The organism is Endozoicomonas sp. ALB032 (assembly GCF_049310125.1).
Lineage (GTDB): Bacteria > Pseudomonadota > Gammaproteobacteria > Pseudomonadales > Endozoicomonadaceae > Endozoicomonas_A.
Genome location: NZ_JBLYNW010000001.1, coordinates 6,292,132 through 6,313,360, shown reverse-complemented (window position 1 = coordinate 6,313,360; position 21,229 = coordinate 6,292,132). Strand labels below are relative to the sequence as shown.

Sequence of the window (21,229 nt, the reverse complement as noted above, 5' to 3'; positions counted from 1 at the left end):
TTTGGTGGAGTGGTTAACCCGGGGATGCTCTGCCTTTTTCATTGACGGTTTGTAATATGAAAAATATCTTCAAAGTTTCCGCATTAACTGTGTCCTTATCCATCCTGGCAGGGTGCTCAATCGGAGGGGGTCCAGATGAGTCTGTTACCAGCCCCATCACTGTATTTGTCTCCAATGACATCATTACCCTCTCAGAGACCATTAAAGACAAACCCACCGCCATTGCAGTTCAGGATGGGAAGATTATCAATATCGGCCATCAGGAAGCGTTAATAGAAGCCTACAAAGACGAAAGTAATCTGGTGGTAGATACACAATACATCGATAAAACGATTCTGCCGGGTTTTGTCGAACCTCATATGCATATCTGGATGAGCAGTCTGTTACTGAGTATGGATTTCATCACCCCCGCAGACTGGGCATTCCCCTGGGGGTATGTGAATGGTGTCCAAAATGAGAAAGCCTACTTTGACCAGCTTACTCGACTGGAACAGTCTCTGCCTGAGGACGAACCTCTTATTACCTGGGGATATCACAACTATTTTCATGGTCAGAACATGAGCAAAAAGGCCTTGAATAAGCTCTCCGAAACCCGGCCAATCATTGTATGGCACCGTAGCTTTCACGAGGTTTATTTTAACGATGCTGCCCTTAAGATGCTGGGCTGGAAGGAAACGGATTGGAAGAAAAAACAAATATCCCAGCTTAATTGGGATAAAGGTCATGCCTACGAGACGGGTCTGAAAGCGATCATGAACGAGCTCTTTATGTATTTCTTTGACTCGGGACGATTTGCCAAAGGGGTTAAACGCACCAAAGACTATGTCCATTCAGGTGGTATCACCACGGTGATTGACCCGGGTGTCCTGCTCTCTGCGCAGATGTATAACGAAATGGTGGATGTCTTGACCAATGATACCTTTCCGATGGACTACTGGTTGATCCCGGCAGGCAATTTCACCTACATGCTATCGCAAAATGATGCCGAAAAAGGCAAAGCCATGGCAGAACAACAAACCCGGACCTACAAAGAATCTGACCAAATCAATTGGCTGCCAAAGTACGTCAAATTATTTTCTGACGGGGCAATGTATAGCCAGTTAATGCATATGAAAGATGGCTATACCGATGGCCACAAAGGCGAATGGATCCAAAAACCGGAAGAACTCGAAGACAGCATGAGGCCTTACTGGTACGACGATTACACGGTTATTGTCCATGCAAATGGTGACCTCGGGTTTGAAACCGCTATCGATATTGTTGAAACGCTAAACAATGAAGCGCCCAGAGAAGATCACCGAACCGGATACCACCACCTGGGCTTTACCGGCAAAGACGATATTACCCGAGCCGTTGACCAGGGCGCCAACTTCAGCGTTAATCCTTACTACACCCACATACTGGGTGAGCTTTATAGCGTGCACGGAATCGGGAAAGAGCGGGCGGAAACCATGTCCCGTGGCCAATCGTTCATTGATGCAGGCGGTGTACTTTCCCTACACTCTGATGCACCCATGGCACCGGCGCAGCCACTGAGCCTGGCTTGGGCAGCAGTTAACCGCTTAGGCTTATCCGGCAGTAGAACACTTGGGCCTCTGGAGCGGATCAGTGTCGAAGAAGCACTCAAGGCCATCACTATCAACGCGGCCTATACTGCCCGCTTAGAAAACCAGATTGGCACCATTGATGTCGGGAAGTACGCCAACTTCACTGTATTGGACGAGAGCCCGTTTGAAGTCGATCCGAAAGATCTGAACAAGATCACCGTCTCAGCCACAGTCTACCGGGGAGAGCCTGCGCCGGTTAAACACAGTAATGCCGGTCTGGATATGACCTTTCGCTCCCACAAGGCAGTGAGAGTAATTAATAGGCTTTCAGCCAGAGATGGTTCAGGGGATTTCTGCACCACCAGTATTGAGATGCAGCGCAGTGCGCTGGGAGTGGTAGAGCATTAACTGAACCATAAGGCTCCAATATCACCAGGCTGCTGTACCGGGTGCCCTGCGCGAGCGGGGAAGGGTATTCCCCTGCCTGGTATTTAAGCCGATTTGGCGCAGGCTTAATCGGACAATAGTGGTAATTCAGCGGAAATCGCCATGGAACATTCATGTTTGCGTTTCATATAGAGCTGTGCAGTATTGTCCCAGATGACGTCTGCAAAGATACTTTTGTCAAGGTTGTCGTCTACCTGACATTTTATGGAATAGGCCTCAGAAGGTTTGGCAGTCCCCCATGGAATCTTGTAATAGTCACCATTAGCGCTTCTTGTCCATAAATTCTCTATTAGCGATGTATCATCACTCTCTGTTGATTCGCCAAAGGTGGCTGAAAATAAAAGACCCTCCTCTGAACGCAGAGAAAAAGTGTCGTTCCCATTTACTTTTTTGACAGTCATTGAGCCATAAGATGTATTGTATTTGTCGAAATATTTGAGAACATATTTCATTTTCAATGAATCAGTATGTGCTTTGATTGCCAGATATGAGCCTTTGCTGAGTTCCAGCATCCAGATAGCCTCGGTGTAAACTAATTGAAAGAAGTTAGGCAATGGAATCTTGAAGGCGCTATCAATGTTAATGGTGACCACCAGCATAGCGCAGCTTACTCGTTCCGGTGAGTCTGCCGACGACACGAATTGAAAAGCCTCACCGGCCAGCTCAATAGCCTTGTCCCGGGGAACGGAGCCTTTTATAAAGAATCCCACATACTCACTGCCCACAAAAGAATACCCAGGTTCCGGTTCAACCTTGTCTTTTGATACCGAAGGGGCGCTTGACGGGTTACATTCAGTCGCTGCCCCCGGGTCTTTATGACCCGAACATTCGTCAGCACAGGAGCCACTCACCTGCATGAGCAGAGAGACAAAAGCCAGTGCCAACAACTTGAAGAGCTGATAATAATGATAAAAAGCCAGACGAAACATAATGACAACACCAAAGTAAAATCATGAAGCGAGCTAAAGTCATTAGCGCGTGTAAATTGCTACACTGACCGACAGCTTTAAAGAGTAGACGATGATAAAAGTCAGAAGGTGTAGATTGGGTAAGATTCTTAATCTGCGAATTCGGTGGGGGTATTAGGAAAGGCTGAGGTTGTCGTCTGGTTTTCAGGCTTATGTTTGTTTTGTCAGACCCCGAACCTAAAAAAACAGTGGGTTCGTTGTTAAGTCAATGCCCTATTGACCATAACAAACGTGCAGCCTGTTCACTTGCTTTCAAAAACTACAGTGGGAGTTGGGGTTGAAAGGTTATGAACTGTTGATGTTTATCATGTTACTCATATAGCCTGCCCCTATAATGTGAAACTCTTGTCAGAAAGTGGAAGCAGGCATGTCTTTCTATAACTATTGGGGCAAAGCAGGTAATCAATCTGAAGGTGATAATGCCAGTTATCATTTGTTGGTTTATCACTGTTTGGATGTGGCTGCGGTTGCGAAGGTTTGGTGGCAAGCATCTGCGTCACTCCGCCGTCAGTTTTGTCATCAAAGTGGCCTGCCAGATCAACAGACTCGGGCCTGGCTACTTTTTTTTATTGCCTTACACGACCTGGGCAAATTTGATATCCGTTTTCAATTAAAAGCAAAGGATGTCTGGCGGCAGGTTAATCCTGAGACAAATTGCTTTAAGCCTGACTTTCTTCAAGAAAACATTAATGATTATTATCACGGGCCCGCCGGTGTTTATTGGTTGTATCAAGACTGGCAGGATCGTTTTGCAGGTGAGCAGGATGACAGTTATATTTTTTGTGATGATGACGAAAACGAAAGCTGGCGAGCGTGGTTTAGTTGGCTTGGACCGGTTGCAGGGCATCATGGAACCCTGGCAGATAACTCCGACAAAGATGACTGCAGCTTTGGTTTTTCACCGGGTATGGTCAGTGCCCGGGGGTTGGAATCACTGCAACAGGCTCGACAGGATTGGTTGAAAGCACTTGAGTCTCTATTTTTAAAACCCGCCGGGCTGACACTGGAAGATGACCCGCCAGTTCTGGCTGATGGCACTTTGCTGGCTGGTTTTTGTTCGGTTTCTGACTGGTTGGGTTCAGCCAGTGATGAGGGTGATTTTGAATTTCAAAGCCAGCCGACAGGTGATCTTCAGGAGTGGTTTGAATCGCGTCTGACGATCGCCAGACGTTTGCTTCATCGAGCAGGGATTATTGGTTATCAAACTCGTGACAATCCTACTATTCAGAACTTGCTTGAGAAAGGGTATCAGCCGCGACAAGTTCAGTGTCTGGTGGATCGGTAACTTTCAAGGTAGATGTCGCCTCAACTTATGCAGCTAAATCACAATGCTGCTGATTCTCTGATCGCTCAGGGTTAAGCCACACCTCTACCGGTAATTGCCAGTTTCTGGTTTCACGGCTTCCCCATCGCTCAGGGTGTTGCTCTTTTGCTTTACGGTAAACTCTTTCACGATTCAGAACCTTTTTCTGAGCCTTCCCTGTGTGTCTGTCGTAGGGGGTCTGGAACTTGATGCCACTGTGCTTATGCTCCATGTTGTACCAGTTTACGAACCCATACACCCACTCTCTGGCTGACTCCAGACTGGCGAAGTGATTCGGATACCCGGGACGATATTTCATGGTTCTGAAGCCTGACTCTGAGTATGAGTTATCGTTACTCACGCGTGGCCTGCTGAACGATGTCTGTACACCCAGCTGCTGAAGAGTACTCAGCATGGTCGCCCCTTTCATTGGGCTGCCATTATCGGAGTGCAGAACCAGTGGTTGCTCCTGAAGGCTGATTTTATTCTGCATGAAGGCTTTGCGGATCATCTGAGCAGCCAGATCAGAGGACTCCCTTTCATGGACTTCCCAGGTCACAATCATGCGGCTATAGACGTCCAGAACCAAATAGAGATAATAATATTTACCCCTGATGGGCGACCCCAAGAATGTTATATCCCACGACCAGAGCTGATTCGGTGCCGTAGCCCGATGCGATGTTGGCTTCCGCTTTGAGGGCTTCTGACTGCGACCGCGGTGATGCTGTTGATTATGGGCCTTCAGCACTCGATAAAAGCTTGACTCAGAAGCTATATAAACACCTTCGTCGGCCAGTGTCGGTACAATCTGGCATGGCGACTTACTTTTGAATCGCTCGCTGTTACAGACTTTCAGAATCTCGTTTTGCTCACTCTTGGTTAGTTGGTTGGCAGGCATTGGCCGGTCTGCGTATTGACGCTGATCTTCCCGCACCTGTTCTACATCTTTTTGCCAGCGCTGAACCGTGCGTATCGACAGGTTGAGCGCAGCACAGGCTTTCACTTTACGTGCACCCTGTGAAACAGCTTCCTGGATTAAAGCAACGGCTTCCTTGCGATCAGGGAGAGGAATCAATCGTCCTCGCGCTCCCCCCAGATCGCGTTTGCCTTTTTTGTTAGAACCAACAGTGCTGCGGTTTCAGCAAGTGCTTTGTCTTTGCGTTTGAGTTCTTTTTCCAGTTTCTGGATGCGCTTCTTGTCATCTCGTCTGGCAGCGGCCTGTACCTGACGGGATTCAGCAGGCTTTGTGCTGCCTGCGATAAAATCAGCTTTCCACTGCTGGAGGTCTTCATAGTAGAGACCCTTCTTACGACAGTATTCGGATAGCTCTGTTGTGTTCATGTTGGCGGTTTCCATCAGAACCGCGAACTTGTTTTCAGCACTCCACTGCTGAGGATTCTTACCATCACCGGGCACGACTACACCTTGCGCTTTTGCCTGTTTGCGCCAAGTATACAGGGTCGCATCAGTAATGCCGGTTTCTCTTTTAAGCTGAGCCACGGAAACATTATTTGGCGGCATCATCTTCTGGATAATGGACTCTTTCATTTCTTTGGAATAGCGAGCCATAACAGCCTCTTTCTAAATGCTCTCAGTTATTGAGAGTCATGAATCAAAAGAGGCGACATCTATCCTGACACAGCGGGGATTTAAGTCTGCCTCCATAATTGGCTGATCCACTGGCACGTGAAAGAGTTTGCTTTTAATGCGTTAAGTAAGTAGGCCCCAAAGCGGTGCCCCTTCTTGGTTCGATCATTGGCAAGCCTCTATTCCGGAATTTTTACTCTATCAAAAACCGGCAAAAAATAATGGAAAATATCCATAAAACCCTTTGTTTAGCTATGCTAGACTGGAAAAAAGATCGGCAAAAAGATCGGCAAAAATGACTTCCATAACACCATTTTTACTTCAGGATAGTGCTTCAGGGGAGCTACAAGATGCTGCGGTTGAGCTGATGCAACTTGATGCAGCACTCAATGCCCATATACCTGAATCTCTCAGAGAGTCGCTCAAATTTATGCTTAGAGTTGTAAACTCTTTCTACAGTAACCGCATAGAAGGAAATCCAACTCAGCCAGCAGAAATACTAAAGGCACAATTAAACAAAGAAAAAGATTTAAAAGATGATTTATTTGAAATAAAGCATCATATTGATGTTCAAAAATATTTAAATCAAAAGTCGTTAGATAGAAATGAAATTTGCACTGTTGATTTTTTAAAAGAACTTCACAGATCCTTTTATGAAGGGATGCCTAAGAAATTTCTTGAGATTGACAACGAAGAAACCGGTGAGAAAATCAACATTCAACCTGGTAAGCTTCGCACAAGAGATGTTCATGTAGGAAAACATATTGCTCCCGAATACCAAGAACTCACACGCCTTCTAAACTGGTTTTCGAACGCTTACAGCCCAGATAGGATTTTTGGGACCAACCGCATTTTTGCTGCCGCTGCCTCACACCACAGACTAATGTGGATTCACCCCTTTATGGATGGAAATGGTAGAGTGGGCAGGCTATTCACAGATAACTATATGAAACACTGTGCCAACCTTGGTGGGTATGGTTTGTGGTCGATTAGCCGTGGTTTTGGCAGGGATGTTGACTCTTATTACCAAGCTCTTGCAGCAGCTGACATGGAGCGACAGGGTTCAAGTGATGGCAGAGGGATGCTGTCAGATAGAGGCTTATTAAAATTCACGACCTATTTTATTGAAACCGCATTGGATCAAGTTAAGTTCTTTTATGAACTACTCGACCCTAAACGCTTGGTTGAGCGAGTAGATATTTATTTTGAAATGAGAAACAGGCAGGCTATAACAGGCTTGGATGGTAGCCATCTTCCAAAAATGAGGCCTGAAGTTAAGACAATATATAAAGAACTGCTGACAACAAGAACAGGCGAATTAGAAAGAACTGAGATACAAGGAATGTTCAATCTTGGAGAGAGAACAATAAGAACTATTTTATCTCAAATGGTCGATGAGCGTTTGGTCAGCGCCCCTCCCAGAAAGCCAGTATCTCTCTCTTTGTCTCCAAACTCAGTGGAAATCCTGTTCCCAAGATTGTGGTAAATCATTGCACGTGTTAGCGTAACCGCCGATAAAGTGCTTCTGTTAACCGTACGACCATGGCTAAATGATTGGGCGGTTAGAGCATCTTAGGAATAAAGCAGCCTGTTGCTACTGGCTATGACGCTTAATTGGCACTGGCTGCTAGGAGCCTGACCGAGAATAGACTGCCCTACTGCGGCGGCAGCAAATTGGTCTGAAAATCCGCTTTTGTTCGTCAAATAGCTCGCTATTCTCCTTACAAAACCGAATTTTCATCCTCAATTTTCTGCCGTCCTCGCTACGGGCGCTATTCTCGGTCAGGCTCCTAGCAGCCTGTCGGACTTAAGACTGTCCTACACGGCAACTGCTCCTGCGTTGCTCTAGTTCCTGCATCCATGCAGTCGTGCGGTTGCAATAAATTGGTCTAAAAATCTCTGTTTCTTCGTCAAATAGCTCGCTATTCTCCTCAGAAACAGAGATTTTTATCCTCAATTTCTTGCAATCCTCGCTACGGACGCTTAAGTCCGACAGGCTGCTAGTTCGAGAGGTATGAAAAAGTGTTCCCTGTGCCTGCAGGGGTGGACCGCCATGCCTCTCAGAATGACACGTTTATATTTGCTCTTATGTCATGCACCTTAAAAAGGGCTCTGCTGATTAGCCAGGAGATAGCTTCAACTGCTCCAATTCACATTCATCCAACTGATACAATTCACTGCATCGTTTCAGCAGCCTTTCAGCCAGTTCATGTTTACCCATCACTCGCCAGAGATTGATCAGAGCCAGATCAATGTCACGGTTTTCAGAGGGGATGCACAGAATGTCTTCACTGGCACTGAGTTGCTTGCCGCTCATGTTCAGCAGAAGTCTCTCAGTCTGTTGATGTTTGCCCATCAGTGACCAGAGTCTCACCAGAGCCAGATCAGTGTCACTCTGTTCAGAGGGGGTGCACAGAATGTCTTCACTGGCATTGGCTTGCTTGCCGCTCATGTTGAACAGCAGCCTTTCAGCCAGTTGATATTTGCCCACTAGCCCCCAGTGTCGCACCAGTTTCAGATCGATGTCATGATGCCCGGAGGGTTCGCTGTCTTCACTTGCATTTTCGTGCCTGTCACTCATTTTTAGTAGCAGTCTTTCAGCCTGCTCATATTTGCTCATCACTTGCCATATTCGCACCAGAGCCATATTAACGGTAGGGATGTGCTTACTCAGTCTTTGCACAGAGGGAGCGTGTGGTTTTGACCGCAACCTTCTGGTCAGCTCTGAATTTATGTTCAGAAGAAGTGTTTCAGTCAGTGTGTGTTTGTCCATAGACTGCCAAAGTCGTGCAATAGTAATATCTGCGTTGAAATTCCCTGAAGGTTCGCACAGGGCCCTGTCATTGGCATTGGGCTTTATGTTTCTCAATGCTAACAGTCGTGCTTCAGCGTTAAAGTACTCTCCAAGTGCCTCTTCACAACGACTCAGGGTCAGATCAAGGTTATGAATGGTCGAAGCCCCGAACTCAGTGAATGATCCAGTCAACCTGAGTTCTTCCAGAAGAGAGCAGGCTTCTATCTGTTTTTTGCGGGTTTGCTCTTTTAGTGACCTTGCCAGCCCAATGACTATGTTTTGGTAGTGGAACAGACTCAGTATGTCCTGATCTTCGTTTAATATGATCTGGAACACTTTTTCTGCATTTGTGAAATTTTGTTTTTTTAGTTCTTCGAAAGCTTTATCGATCCTCTCTCTGGTGGCTTCAGGGTAAGAGGGCCTGGCACTTTGCTGGACTCTGGTATTTGAGGATCTGTTCGAATGTTCATGAACACGCTCATTAATTGATGAAGATTCCGGGTTTAAATTGGATCGGCTCTTTTTTGTTGTTTTTGTTGCACTACTGGCCGCAGCGCCAGTTTTTGGTTTTATTACATACCTCATATCAATAGAACTTCCATGGAAAAGTTAATCTGTTGGACAGTAAACGGTTGTGAAAGTTCATGTTTATCTATTTATCTTGTCAGATTTTTTTTCTTATGAGCGGGGTAGCGGATTCGTTGCCTGGTCAAAAATCAGCAAGACAAAAGGCGATGAAGCTCGTTATCACCATGAGTCGGAGGAGCTATAAAACTCATACCTCCAGATAATCAGCGGGGACAGAGGTTCATGTTTGCTTTGTGAGACTTTTCATCTTAGCCAGGGCAACGGCTTCTTTGATTCGCCAATGATCGGTTTTATCTTTATGTTGCCGGATGGGTTCAAGGGATCGGGCTCTACTGAACAATGCTTTCCATACTTGCTCACTGGCACCCATCATTCTGAGACAATGCGCTTTTTGTGACACCGCGCTTGCATTTGTGGGGCTCTTCGCCAATGCTGATTCTACAAGCTCAAGAGCGTGTTTGAGGCTATCACTTCCTGATTCAGGGCCACTCTTTATTATTTGCTCACGTGCCAGGATGAAATAATGGATCGAAGTCAACAACAGTGTGTTGGTATTTTTCGGATACCGGGCAATCATGTCCATAAATCCTGCTTGCCCGAGATGAAAGTTCAAGAGTGACAATTCACATTCAGTTGAATGATAGAGTTGACAACAACTCTCAATCAGTCTCATGGCCTGTTGAGATTTGCCCACTATTTCCCAGTGATGTGCCAGAGTAAGATCAATATCATGATGCCCGGAGGGTTTGCACAGCTCTTCCTCACTGGCATCAGGGCACTTGCCACTCATGTTCAGCAGCAGTCTTTCAGCCCATTTATGTTTATTGCCTTCCATCAGCTCCCAGAGTCGTACCAGAGCCAGATCAGTCTCGTTATTTCCAGAGGGTTTGCACAGGACTTCCTCAGTGGCATCAGAGGGCTTGTTACTCATGTTCAGCAGCAGTCTTTCCGCCCATTCATGTTTGCCATCTATCGTCTCCCATAGGCGTGCCAGAGTCAGGTCAACTTTATGATTTCCAGAGGGCTTGCAAAGGACTTCTGTATCGGCATCAGGGTGCTTGCCACTCATGTTCAGCAACAGTTTTTCACAGCATTTATCCTTGTCCATTATTCGCCAGAGTATTGCCAGAGCCATATCAACAAGATATTTTCCAGAGACCTTGCACAGGACTTCCTCACTGGCATCAGGGTGCTTGCCACTCATGTTCAGCAGCAGTGTTTCAGCCAGTTTATATTTGCCCATCACCTCCCAGTGTCGTGCCAGGGTCATATTGATGTCGTCATTCTCACAGGGGCTGCACAGGACTTCCTCACTGGCATCAGGGTGTTTGCCACTCATGTTCAGCAGTAGCTTTTCAGCCAGTTTATTTTTGTCCATCAACTGCCAGAGTCGCACCAGTGCCAGATCGGTGTCATGCTTGGTGGTCTGACACAGACTGTCCTCATCGGCATTGATGCGCTTGCCACTCATGTTCAGCAGCAGTTTTTCAGCCAGTTTGTATTTGCCCATTATTTCCCAAATTCGCACCAGGGACAGGTTGGTGACATGATCCTCACAGGGCCTGCACAGAGTGTCTTCACTGGCATTGGGGTGCTTGTTACTCATTTCCAGCAGCAGTTTTTCACTCCGTTCATGTTTGCCCTGCGCCTGTAAGAGTCGCACCAGAGCAATATTGGCGTTATGGAGGAATTTACCCAATTTTTTTTTAGCGTTGGCGGATGGGCACGACCGACGCTTTTGAGTCAGCTCTGCCACGACTTTTAGTAGCAGTCCATCGGCCAGCTTGATTTTGTTCATAGTCTCCCATAGCAGGGCCAGGGCAATATCAACGGTGTAGTTGCCAGAGGGCTCACACAGTGCTCTCTCGTTGGCTTGAGGCTTTTTGTTGCTCAGCATTAAAAGTCGTTTTTCAGCCCTGAGGTGCCTCCCCAGCGCCTGTTCGCATTGGCTCAGGGTCAGCTCAAGGTGGGTAACGGTCGACGCTCCGAATGGATAGAATGTTTCATTTGATCTGAGCTCTTCCAGAAGAGAGCAGGCTTCTAACTGTTTTTCGCGGTTTTGTTCTTTTAGCGACCTTGCAAGCCCCAGCAGTACCTCATGTCGCTGGTATTGATTCAGTGACTCCATACAGTTTTTCAAGATGGTACGAAACGCTTTTTCTGCCGTTGCGTATTTGCGGTCTTTGAATTCTTGGTAAGCATTATCAATCATGTCTGAATAAGGGCCAGGACCTTTCTTCTGACTGAGTTGTTGAGACCTCAGGGAAGAAGGTTTCTGGTTTACCGTTGTATGCCGGTCTCTGATATTTGCTGGTGAATTCCAATGTTGCTCAGCACTCTGAACACGTGGAATGAACGCTGGCGCCTCGGGGTTCAATTTAGATTGTGGCTTTGATGTTATGGAATCTGCAAGGGCCGAACTTGTATTGGCTGTGGCGCTGGTTGGAGTTAGTCCGTGATTCATAGCGATATAACTCTCATGGAAACATGCTCTTTGACTGTTCACAGGGACAGAAGTTCATTTTAACTCTGCGCGACCTCGCACCTTCCGAAGAGCTGCGGTTTCTGCACTTCGCCAATGATCGGTTTTATCTTTATGCTCTCGACTGGGTTCAAGGCGACGGGCTCTTTGGAACAATCCTTTCCATACTTGCTGATCGGCGCTCATCATTCTCAGACAGTGCGCTTTTTGCGACACCGCGCCCGCATTTGTGGGACACTTCTGCAATGCTGATTCTGCGAACTCAAGAGCTGTTTTGAGAGTATCTTTTCCTGATTCCGGGCCACCCTCTGTTATCTGCTCACATGCCAGGATGAAATAATGGATCGAAGTCGTCAGCAGTGTATTGGCATTTTTCGGATACCGGGTAATCATTTCCATAAATCCTGCTTGCCCGACATGGAAGTTCAACAGTAACAATTCACATTCAAGCGAATGATAGAGTCCACTGCAACGTTCAATCAGTTTCCTGACCCGTTGAATTTTGCCCACTGCTTTCCAGTGACGCGCCAGAGCCAGATCAATATCATGATTCCCGGAGGGCTTGCACAGGTCTTCCTCACTGGCATCAGGGCTCTTGTTACTCATGTTCAGCAGCAGTCTTTCAGCCCGTTCATGTGTGCTCTCTGTCATCTCCCAGAGTCGCGCCAGAGCCAGATCAATTTCTTTATTTCCACAAGGCTTGCACAGGGCTTCCTCAGTGGCGTCAGGGGGCTTGCCACTCATGTTAAGCAGCAGTCTTTCAGCCCATTCATGTTTGCCATCTGTCATCTCCCAGAGTCGCATCAGAGCCAGGTCAATTTTATGATCTCCTGTGGGCCTGCAAAGGACTTCCGCATTGGCATCAGGGTCCTTGCCACTGATGTTCAGCAACAGTTTTTCACTCCATTCAATGTTGCCCATCACTCGCCAGAGTATTGCCAGAGCCAGATCAATAGCAAACTTTCCAGAGATTTTGCAGAGGTGTTTCTCACTGGCATCAGGGTGCTTGCCACTGACGTTCAGCAGCAGTTTTTCAGCCAGTTTATATTTGCCCATCACCTCCCAGTGTCGTGCCAGGGGCAGATTGAGGTTTTCATGCTCACAGGGGCTGCACAGGACTTCCTCACTGGCTTCAGGATCCTTGCCAGCCATTTTCAGCAGCAGTTTTTCAGCCAGTTTATGTTTGTCCATCAACTGCCAGAGTCGTACCAGTACCAGATCAATGTCATGCTTTGTGGGCTGACACAGACGGTCCTCATTGGCATCGGCGCGCTTGCCACTCATATTCAACAGCAGTTTTTCCGCCAGTTTATATTTGCCCATTACCTCCCATATTTGCACCAGGCTCAGGTTGATGTCCAGATGCTCACAGGGCCTGCATAGAATGTCTTCGCTGGCATTGGGGGGCTTGCCACTCATCTCCAGAAGCAGGTTTTCAGCCCCTTGCTGTTTGCCCATCCGCTCCCAGAGTAGTACCAGAGTCATATTTGCGTCGTGGAGGTATTTGCAAAATTTATTGGCAGCGCGAGCGGATAGACGTGACTGAAGTCTTTGAGTCAGTTCTGCCAGGATTTTCAGTAGCAGTGTTTCAGCCAGTTTGCGTTTGTTCATAATCTCCCATAGCCGGGCCAGTGCAATATCAACGTTATAATCCCCGGAAGGCTGACACAGTGCCCACTCGTTGGCATTGGGCTTTTTGTTGCTCAGAATTAAAAGTCGTGTTTCAGCCTTGAGGTACCTTCCCAGCGTCTGTTCGCATTGGCTCAGGGTCAGCTCAAGGTAGGGTATGGTCGAAGCTCCGGATTGAGAGAATGTTCCATTTGATCTGAGTTCTTCCAGAAGAGAACAGGCTTCTAACTGTTTTTCTTGGGTTTGTTCTTTTAGCGACCTTGCAAGCCCCATCAGTACAGAATGGCGCTGAAATTGACTCAGTGTCTCCTCAGAGTTTTTGAGGAGGGTCCGAAATGCTTTTTCTGCCGTTGTGAATTTGTGTTTTCTGAGTTCTTTGTAAGCATCATCAATCATGCCTGAATAAGCGTTATGATGTTTTTTTCTGTGTTGTTGAAACGTCGGCGTAGAAAGGTCCTGGCTTGCAGTTGCTTGCCGGTCTCTGATATTGGCGGGTGGATTCCAATGTTGCTGAGTACTCTGAGTACGTGGAATAAATGCTGGCGCCTCAGGGTTCAGTGTAGATTTTGGCTTTGATGTTGTGGAATCTGCAGGGCTCGTGCTTGTATCGGCTGTGGTGTTGATTGGGGTTAAACCGTGACTCATAGCTATAACTTCCATGGAAATCTTTGCCTTTGGACAGCGAGCGGACATGAAAGTTCATGGTTATCCGGCCTTTGACTCTTGAATCAGTGCATGGAGGGCATAAATAGTGGTGACAAATAATCCGGGCCGGGTGTCAGGGTAAACAGGTCCTTTTCTCAAAAGGCCTTGAATTGCTTGTGATAATTTGCGTTCATGTTTGCCCCATGGAGCTACGCACTTTTTGAAGAGCACTGGCTTCGATGCTCCGCCAATAATCAGTTTTATTCTTCTGCGCACGGGAGCTGTCGTGGTGTCCTGATTTATCAAACCAATACTTCCATTCTTTCTCACGGGCACCCATCATTCTGAGACAATGGGCTTTTTGTGAAAAAGCGCCTGCATTTGGAGAGTACATCTCTATTATTGCTTGCACTGACCTCAGGGCCTTATTGAGGTTGTCCTGTCCTGACTCCGGGCCATCGTTCATTATCTGCTGACAAGCCAGAATGAAATAATGGATTGAGGTAGCCAACAATGTGTTGGCATTTTCTGGATAACCGGCAATCATTTCCATGAACTCTGCCTGTCGAGCAAGTACGACCAATAGAGTTAATTCGCATTCATTCGAATGATATAATTCATCGCAGCGCCTTAGCAGTTTCTCAGCCTGTTCATATTTACCCGCTCTTTGCCATTGTCTTGCCAGAGCCAGATCGACGTTATGAAGCCCAGAGGGCTTGCACAGGACTTCCTCAGAGGCATCAGGGTGCTTGCCAATCATATTCAGCAGCAGTCTTTCAGCCAGTTTATGATTACCCACCATCTCCCAGCATCGCACCAGAGCCAGGTCAATATCATAATGCCCGGAGGGCTTGCACAGTCTGAACTCATCGTCACCGGGGTGCTTGCCAGCCATTTTCAGCAGCAGTCTTTCAGACTGTTCGTATTCGCCAATCTCCTGCCAAAGTCTTATCAGAGCCAATCCGGTAACATAATGAGCAGAGGTTTTGAAGTGGCTCTCCATACGGCTACCCGGGTTGTTTCTACTCATGTTAAGCAGCAGTCTTTCAGCCAGTTTATATTTGCCCATTGCCTGCCAGTGTCGCGCCAGAGTCAGGTTGATTTCATGATCTTTACAGGGGGTGCAGAGGCTTTCCTCATTGCCATCGGGGTTCTTGCCACTCAAGTTAAGTAGCAGTCTTTCGGCCTGTTCATGTTTTTCCATCACGTGCCACAGACGCACCAGAGCCAGATTAATGTCATCATGTTTACGGGCCTTGCGTGGGGTTTCCTTACTATCATCGGGATGCTCTCCACCCATGTTAAGCAGCAGTCTTTCAGCCAGTTTATATTTGCCCATTACCTGCCAGTGTCGCACCAGAGCCAGGTTGATTTCATGATCTTTACAGGGTTTGCAGAGGCTTTCCTCACTGCCATTGGGGTTCTTGCCACTCATGTTCAGCAATAGTCTTTCACAGGCTTTATGTTTCCCTGTCAGCTGCCAGTTTCGCGCCAGAGCCAAATTGACGATGCGTATATATTTATGCAGTTTGTTGACATCGGAACTGAATGTGTCTGTATGCAAGCTGTCATTCAGCGCTGCTTTCATTTTCAGTAATAGCGTGTCGGTCAACTTGTATTTGCTCATAATCTGCCAGTGTCTGGCTGCAGCAATATCAATTTCGAAATTGCCACCAGGCTCGCACAGGGTTTCCTCATCGTCATCGTGCTTTTTGTTTCTCAGAGCCAATAGCCGTGCTTCAGCCTTAAGGTGTTGCCCAAGTCCCTGTTCACAGCGGCTCAGGGTCAGATCGAGGTTATGAATGCTTGAAGCCCCGAATTCATTGACTGATCCTTTCTGTCTGAGTTGTTCCAAAAGGGAGCATGCTTTTTCCTGTTTTTCACGGCTTTGTTCTTTTAGCGATCTTGCAAGCCCTATGGTTACGTTTTTGTAGTTGAACGGACTCAGCCTTTTTTCTTGCAAGATGGCACTGAATACTGCTTCTGCATCGCTGAAACGTTGGCGATTCAGTGCCGTGAAAGCCTCATCAATCCTTGCTTGAATGGTCAAGGGTGCCTTTTTTTCCCGGGGGTGAAGCCTCTGAGGAGAAAGCCTTGAGTGTGCTTTTGCTTGCCGAACTTTAATATCTGAGGGCGTGTTCCTACGTTGAAGAGCGCATTGAGACGGTTGAGTCCGTGGAATAAATGGAGCAGCCTCCGGATTCAAGGACGATGGGCTCTTTGTTGCCGTCTTATCAGTATCAGAATCTGGCGCGTAATGCTGTGAAGGTCCTGGTATCTCACCGGCCAAAGCGATGGTAGGCGTTAATCCATAACTCATAGCAATCTAATCTTCGTGGAAATCTGTGCTTTTCGACAGTCAATGGACATAAAAGTTCACAGTTATTCAACACGGCTATCTTTATTGGCATGCTTTCCTGGGCATCATGAAAAAAGCTGCTCGTCAGTTTGATCACTTGTTGGTGGGGTTGAAAGCGGACCGGTCAGGAATAATGAATTATTTGAATCTGAAAATGCAGAGAATGGAACTATCATTTATTTTTATGGTCTTAATTTATGGGAAGCAAATTTAATTCTTTCGACAGATTATCAATCCCAAATATCCAATGGATTTTGTCAGTTGCACTATCGCAAATGTCAGGGAAACTGATTCTCTTTAAAGATAAAGTAATTTGAACGATTCATAGTTTAGAAAAAGGAGGTACCTTGAGATGAATATAAATAATCAAGCAGCCGGTCATCCAATTGCTGATCAAGGCACACAGGCAGAACCAGAAACGGGTTCAAGTGTTGGTCAATTCCTGACGAGGTCCGTAAAAAAATTATCCATCAGAAATATTTTCTGGGATGTTGATCAGTATAATAAATACTCCAATGATGGAAAGTTTTATATACAACAACGAATGGCGTTAATCCCTCCATTGACTGTTTCCGCTTTCTGTTTTTCTGTTGCGAAATATATGTCATGTAGTAATTTAGGGATTGCGGTCGCAACCGCAGCTGGGTGGTTAGCTGGCTCTCAGATAAGTCACTCGATCGGGAAAGAGTTTTTTAAGGAACTTGATCGATTAGAATCTGAAGCTATTCGAAATGCAGTAGTTGCTTTTCAACCTCAGCGGGACTACATCGATGAAGACTTAGAGAATCCTCCACCATCCTATGAAGAATGTGTGCCTGATAACACAGTTCGTCAAAGAGTAAATCGCTCTGATGGTTCAAGCTCACAAACAAACGTGGAATAGTGTCCGGAAAAACTGGTCGGAGCGAGAGGATTCGAACCTCCGACCCCCACAACCCCATTGTGGTGCGCTACCAGGCTGCGCTACGCTCCGACTTTCGCTTTGGGGTTTCTGAAAGTGCCCCGCTGACGAAGCCGTATATTAACCTGTCGACCTTATTTTGCAAGGGGTATCTGCGACGGATTCGCTCCAGCCGCGTGTCGGCAGCCCGTCCTCTGCTCAGTGCAGGGTTTCGTCTTTGATGCTATGAAATCTGGCCAGTACTTCGTGCATCATTCTCATTTTCTTCATAATGCCCTCAATCGTGGCTCTCTGGTTTTCAGGTTCCATAATGGGCAGACTTTCAATTTCGTCATTTAATTCGATCAGATAGGGCAGAAAACGGTTAGCGGAGGCACTGAAGCCTGAGTCCTTCTGAAAAATGGCAGAAAAGTTGCCTTTCTCTTGTTTTTGCAGAATCTCCAGCTGTTCATCGGCATTGAGTGCCAATGTGTAGATGTCTTTCAGGGTGAGAGTCAGTTTGGCCTGAATTTCCTGAATAATTGAAGTTGAATTCATGGGTTACTCGATGGGATTAATAATGGCGCAGTATAGGTTAATACTGAGCTCTGTTGTAGTGATTTGCACCTTCAGACCGGGCTCTCTGAAGACTGGCTCTGCAGTTGCTCGTAGAACTTTTCCAGCTCGTCCACATCACAGGCCTCGGCAATTTGCAGAAGGTACTGGCAATAGGTCTGCAAATGTGCTTCTTTGAACTCATCCGTTATGGACGTCAGTTCTTGTATATCACCGAATTCAAGCACCCGGGAGACCTTTCTCAGCAATGCTTTTTTATGAGTCTCATCCAGTTGCGGCAGTTCAGAAACTTCTGCTTTATCGGCGGCTACGCGAGACTTCCTGATATCCAGATTCAAAAGGCTGGCCACTACTTGTAGCAGGTAATTCACCTTGAAGGGTTTGGCCAGCACGCCGTCAAATCCTGCCTGCTTGAGTCTTGTCTGGATGTCAGAGCCTGCGCTGGCGGTCACAGCGATCACTTTCAGGTTTTTCAGCTCGGGATTCAGACGGATATGTTTGAGTGCTTCCATTCCATCCATTTTGGGCATTCTGATGTCCATCATAACCAGCTCCGGTTTCTGGATTTCCAGGCGAGCCAGAGCTTCCAGTCCATCACTGGCCTGCAGGGTTTTGAAGCCGGCTTCTTCCATGATGACTTTAAGCAGGTCACGGTTTATTTCCAGATCATCAACAATCAGTGCGGTGTAGGTCTGATTGTCAGCCAGTATCAGTTCCACCTGGTCGGAAGAAAAAACATTATCGGTATCCAGCGCCGGAACTTCTTTCAACGGGATCGAAAACCTGAAGCTGCTACCCTGGCCGACATGGCTGGTAACAGTCAGGTCATCTCCCATGGCTTTAACCAGGTGGCGACTAATAGCCAGACCCAATCCGGTGCCTCCTGACTTCAGGCTTTCATCCAACTGTCTGAAGGGGTCAAAGATAATTTCAAAATTATCCGGATCAATGCCTACGCCGGTATCTTTCACTGAAAAGCAGAGTCGTTCATCCACCGAATCAATGCGGATTTCAACGGAGCCTTCTTCGGTATATTTAATGGCGTTGCCCAGAAGGTTGGTCAAAATTTGCCTTAGCTTGACATCATCAACTTCTATCCACTCCGGAACCTGCTCATCAATGGTCAATATTAACTGTAAATCTTTATACTCTGCCCTTGGGACAAAAAACTCCCGGGTTTCCAACAGCAACCGTCTGAGGTTAATTGATACCGGGTGCAGGTCCACACCCTGAGTCTCAATTTTAGTAAGATCAAGAATGTCGTTAATCAGGGTTAGCAGATGCTGGCCACACCGCTCAAGAATGGCCAGCTTCCGGTGCTGTCCGGGGTTCAGTCCTCCTGACCGCTGTAACACCTGCGCATAGCCAATGACACCATTCAATGGTGTTCGTAACTCATGACTCATGCACGACAGGAACAGGCTTTTTGAGCGACTGGCGGTAATCGCTTCGTCCCTTGCTCTCAGCAGGGCCAGCTCAATCTGTTTGCTTTCCGTGATATCCCGGATGACAACGTATATAAGAATACCGTCGCGGGTAATCAGTGGATTACTGGTTAACTCTGCTGGAAAGGTGCGCCCACGTCGGTCAACGGCTTCTGTCTCCCGACGAAACAGTTGTGTTCGCTTCCAGGCTCTTTCTAGCAGAGGGCTGATCAAAGGATGGTTCTCCCGGGATTGAGGAGGAACAAGCAGAGAAAGGGGCATATTGATAAGGTCATCGCGAAGGAAGCCCAGTAGTTCGACAGCTCTGGTATTGACCATGACGATAATGCCATCCGGATTCAGGATGATCATGGCATCTGGTGCAGAATCCAGCAAAGCCTTGAATTTAAGGGTATCACTAACCCGTTCAGTGACATCATTGGCCAGTCCTTCAATCACTCTTTGCTGTCCGGAAGTCATGGCGTTCCAGAACAGTTCAATCCTTCGGGACTGTCCCTGTTTATTCTGGATATCCAGTTCAAAAGCTTCTACCGGCTCTCCTCTCAGTGCTTTCTCAAAATTGACTTTGTAGTTGCAATTGCCCGGATCGTGACTCAAAAAGTTCTCCAGTGGGCCGGAAAACTCTTCACTGCGATAGCCCAGGACCGATTTCACCGAACGACTGATATGAACAATTTTGCCGTCAGTGTTGAGCTGGAAATAAAAGTAGCGTCCTTTCAACCCCTGAACGATATGCCCCATATTGTTGGCTCTGGCCTGGTGCAGGGCAAGGTCCCTGGCATCAAGCCACTGAGTCAGTTTTACAAATGAACGGGCCAGGGAGCCGGCTTCGTCCCTGGAATGGGTGTCGGGCAGTTCAACAAGCTTATGATGCTCGATAAAGTTATCCATGCAGGATTTCAGGGTAATCAGGGGGTTGGTGATTTTTTTGGAGGCATAGCAGATGCCACCCAGAATCAAGAGCAGGGAGATCAGCATAATAGCAATGTCCAGCAAGGCTATGTCGAGCACTCCCTGGAGAGCATGTTGTCGACTGACTGAGGTATAGAGCCACCACTGGGAAGAAGACACCGGGGCACCGAAGAACCAGTATTCTTTTTGATACTGAGGGTTTGGCAGCCAGGCCCGGAAGGTCTCGGCCCGCCCGGAATCAATCCACTCCTCGATCTTGTTGCCGAACCCTTCGATACCATAAACTTCACCGGTCTGGCGCAGGTTTTTATGGCCAAAGCGGTTCGCCTGAATGCTGTCGCTGTAGAGGTAGTCACCGCTGCGGTCGACCATATTGAATTTCCAGAGGTTGATCCCGATATTGCGTCCTTCAAACAGCTTTGGATTGATGACATCGTGAACCATACGATTGATATCAACATCCAGTTTAAGCAGATGCCCATCGCCCTTTTGAGAGCTCGGGACAATAAAACTGACCAGTCTCTTGCCGGTTTTGGCATCCCGATAGAGCTTGCTCCAGTAGTCATTCTGTTTGAGCAGCTGCAGCCAGTTGCTGCCCAGTTCGGTGGGCGGCATTGCGGGCAGTTGGGTGGGTTCTGCCTTGTTTTTGCGTTTATTGATACACGCTGAAGTCGCTATATTTTTAGTGTCAATCCAGCAGACTCTGGTCAGGAAGGGGCTGGAAGCGAGAATACTGTGTAGCAACGGGTAGGTCGGGTAGCTTTCAGTCTGTAATAAACGAATCTGGGCTTTAGCCTGGGACATGATCTCCTGAGTGTAGGCATCCAGGGTACGGGCAAAGTGCACAATGTTGTTGCGCATCTGTATCTCTATCTCATGGGAGGACTCCTTGAAAGAGGTATAGATGTGCAAGGCACTCAGCAGGTTATAGAAGAGTGTGACGGGCACTACGGTGAAAAGAATGATTTTTTTTCGAATAGAGGGTTTGACCACGCCCTGCCTCAAGCAAAATCTTAGCAACCTGTTCAGAATAGCCAAGGGAGATGAAGTTGGCGGCTAAATGTTTC

The 21,229-nt window shown here is 47.2% G+C and carries 12 protein-coding genes and 1 tRNA gene; 4 read left to right on the top strand and 9 right to left on the bottom strand.

The features are described from left to right. The first annotated feature begins 56 nt into the window (after window positions 1-56). Window positions 57-1,955 carry an amidohydrolase gene (locus ACO6VG_RS23730; RefSeq protein WP_422475901.1) on the top strand — a complete coding sequence of 633 codons (1,899 nt, stop codon included), beginning with the start codon at window positions 57-59 and terminating at the stop codon, window positions 1,953-1,955. A gap of 104 nt (window positions 1,956-2,059) precedes the next feature. Here ACO6VG_RS23730 and ACO6VG_RS23725 read toward each other — a convergent pair whose 3' ends face one another. Further along, the gene (locus ACO6VG_RS23725) at window positions 2,060-2,923 is read right to left on the bottom strand and encodes a hypothetical protein (RefSeq protein WP_422134568.1); all 864 of its coding nucleotides are present in this window, start codon (window positions 2,921-2,923) and stop codon (window positions 2,060-2,062) included. A 406-nt stretch (window positions 2,924-3,329) separates the two neighbouring features. Here ACO6VG_RS23725 and ACO6VG_RS23720 point away from each other — a divergent pair, with 406 nt between their 5' ends. Next, window positions 3,330-4,247 (top strand): CRISPR-associated endonuclease Cas3'', encoded by a 918-nt coding sequence (locus ACO6VG_RS23720; protein WP_422475899.1) that lies wholly within the window; start codon window positions 3,330-3,332, stop codon window positions 4,245-4,247. Window positions 4,248-4,272: 25 nt separating this feature from the next. On the opposite strand, the gene ACO6VG_RS23715 is transcribed toward ACO6VG_RS23720, so the two are convergent. Then, a protein-coding gene (locus ACO6VG_RS23715) for an IS3 family transposase (protein WP_422475897.1) occupies window positions 4,273-5,834 on the bottom strand; the annotation gives its coding sequence in 2 pieces (ribosomal slippage) (window positions 4,273-5,372 and window positions 5,372-5,834; 1,563 coding nt in all). 313 nt (window positions 5,835-6,147) lie between these two features. Between ACO6VG_RS23715 and ACO6VG_RS23710 the strand changes: the two genes are divergently transcribed. Further along, window positions 6,148-7,338 (top strand): Fic family protein, encoded by a 1,191-nt coding sequence (locus ACO6VG_RS23710; protein WP_422475895.1) that lies wholly within the window; start codon window positions 6,148-6,150, stop codon window positions 7,336-7,338. A gap of 633 nt (window positions 7,339-7,971) precedes the next feature. Here the strand turns inward: ACO6VG_RS23710 and ACO6VG_RS23705 are convergent. The 4 genes from ACO6VG_RS23705 to ACO6VG_RS23690 all read right to left on the bottom strand — a co-directional run bounded on the left by ACO6VG_RS23705 (window position 7,972) and on the right by ACO6VG_RS23690 (window position 16,040). After that, entirely contained in the window at window positions 7,972-9,231 is a 1,260-nt protein-coding gene (locus ACO6VG_RS23705; protein ID WP_422475893.1) for a hypothetical protein, read from the bottom strand. A gap of 223 nt (window positions 9,232-9,454) precedes the next feature. Beyond that, complete coding sequence (locus ACO6VG_RS23700; protein WP_422475891.1) at window positions 9,455-11,698, bottom strand: PABP-interacting PAM2 motif-containing protein; 2,244 nt, start codon at window positions 11,696-11,698, stop codon at window positions 9,455-9,457. A 54-nt stretch (window positions 11,699-11,752) separates the two neighbouring features. Further along, complete coding sequence (locus ACO6VG_RS23695; protein WP_422134554.1) at window positions 11,753-13,990, bottom strand: hypothetical protein; 2,238 nt, start codon at window positions 13,988-13,990, stop codon at window positions 11,753-11,755. A gap of 190 nt (window positions 13,991-14,180) precedes the next feature. Beyond that, the gene (locus ACO6VG_RS23690; RefSeq protein ID WP_422475889.1) at window positions 14,181-16,040 is read right to left on the bottom strand and encodes a tetratricopeptide repeat protein; all 1,860 of its coding nucleotides are present in this window, start codon (window positions 16,038-16,040) and stop codon (window positions 14,181-14,183) included. Window positions 16,041-16,701: 661 nt separating this feature from the next. Between ACO6VG_RS23690 and ACO6VG_RS23685 the strand changes: the two genes are divergently transcribed. Next, complete coding sequence (locus ACO6VG_RS23685) at window positions 16,702-17,232, top strand: hypothetical protein (protein ID WP_422134552.1); 531 nt, start codon at window positions 16,702-16,704, stop codon at window positions 17,230-17,232. 13 nt (window positions 17,233-17,245) lie between these two features. Here ACO6VG_RS23685 and ACO6VG_RS23680 read toward each other — a convergent pair. The 3 genes from ACO6VG_RS23680 to ACO6VG_RS23670 form a co-directional block, all read right to left on the bottom strand. Further along, window positions 17,246-17,322: transfer RNA gene (locus tag ACO6VG_RS23680), tRNA-Pro, on the bottom strand. A gap of 126 nt (window positions 17,323-17,448) precedes the next feature. Beyond that, window positions 17,449-17,787: a hypothetical protein gene (locus ACO6VG_RS23675; protein ID WP_422134551.1), complete on the bottom strand. Its 339-nt coding sequence runs from the start codon at window positions 17,785-17,787 to the stop codon at window positions 17,449-17,451. A gap of 71 nt (window positions 17,788-17,858) precedes the next feature. After that, window positions 17,859-21,155 carry a PAS domain S-box protein gene (locus ACO6VG_RS23670; protein WP_422134550.1) on the bottom strand — a complete coding sequence of 1,099 codons (3,297 nt, stop codon included), beginning with the start codon at window positions 21,153-21,155 and terminating at the stop codon, window positions 17,859-17,861. Between the last annotated feature and the right edge of the window lie 74 nt (window positions 21,156-21,229).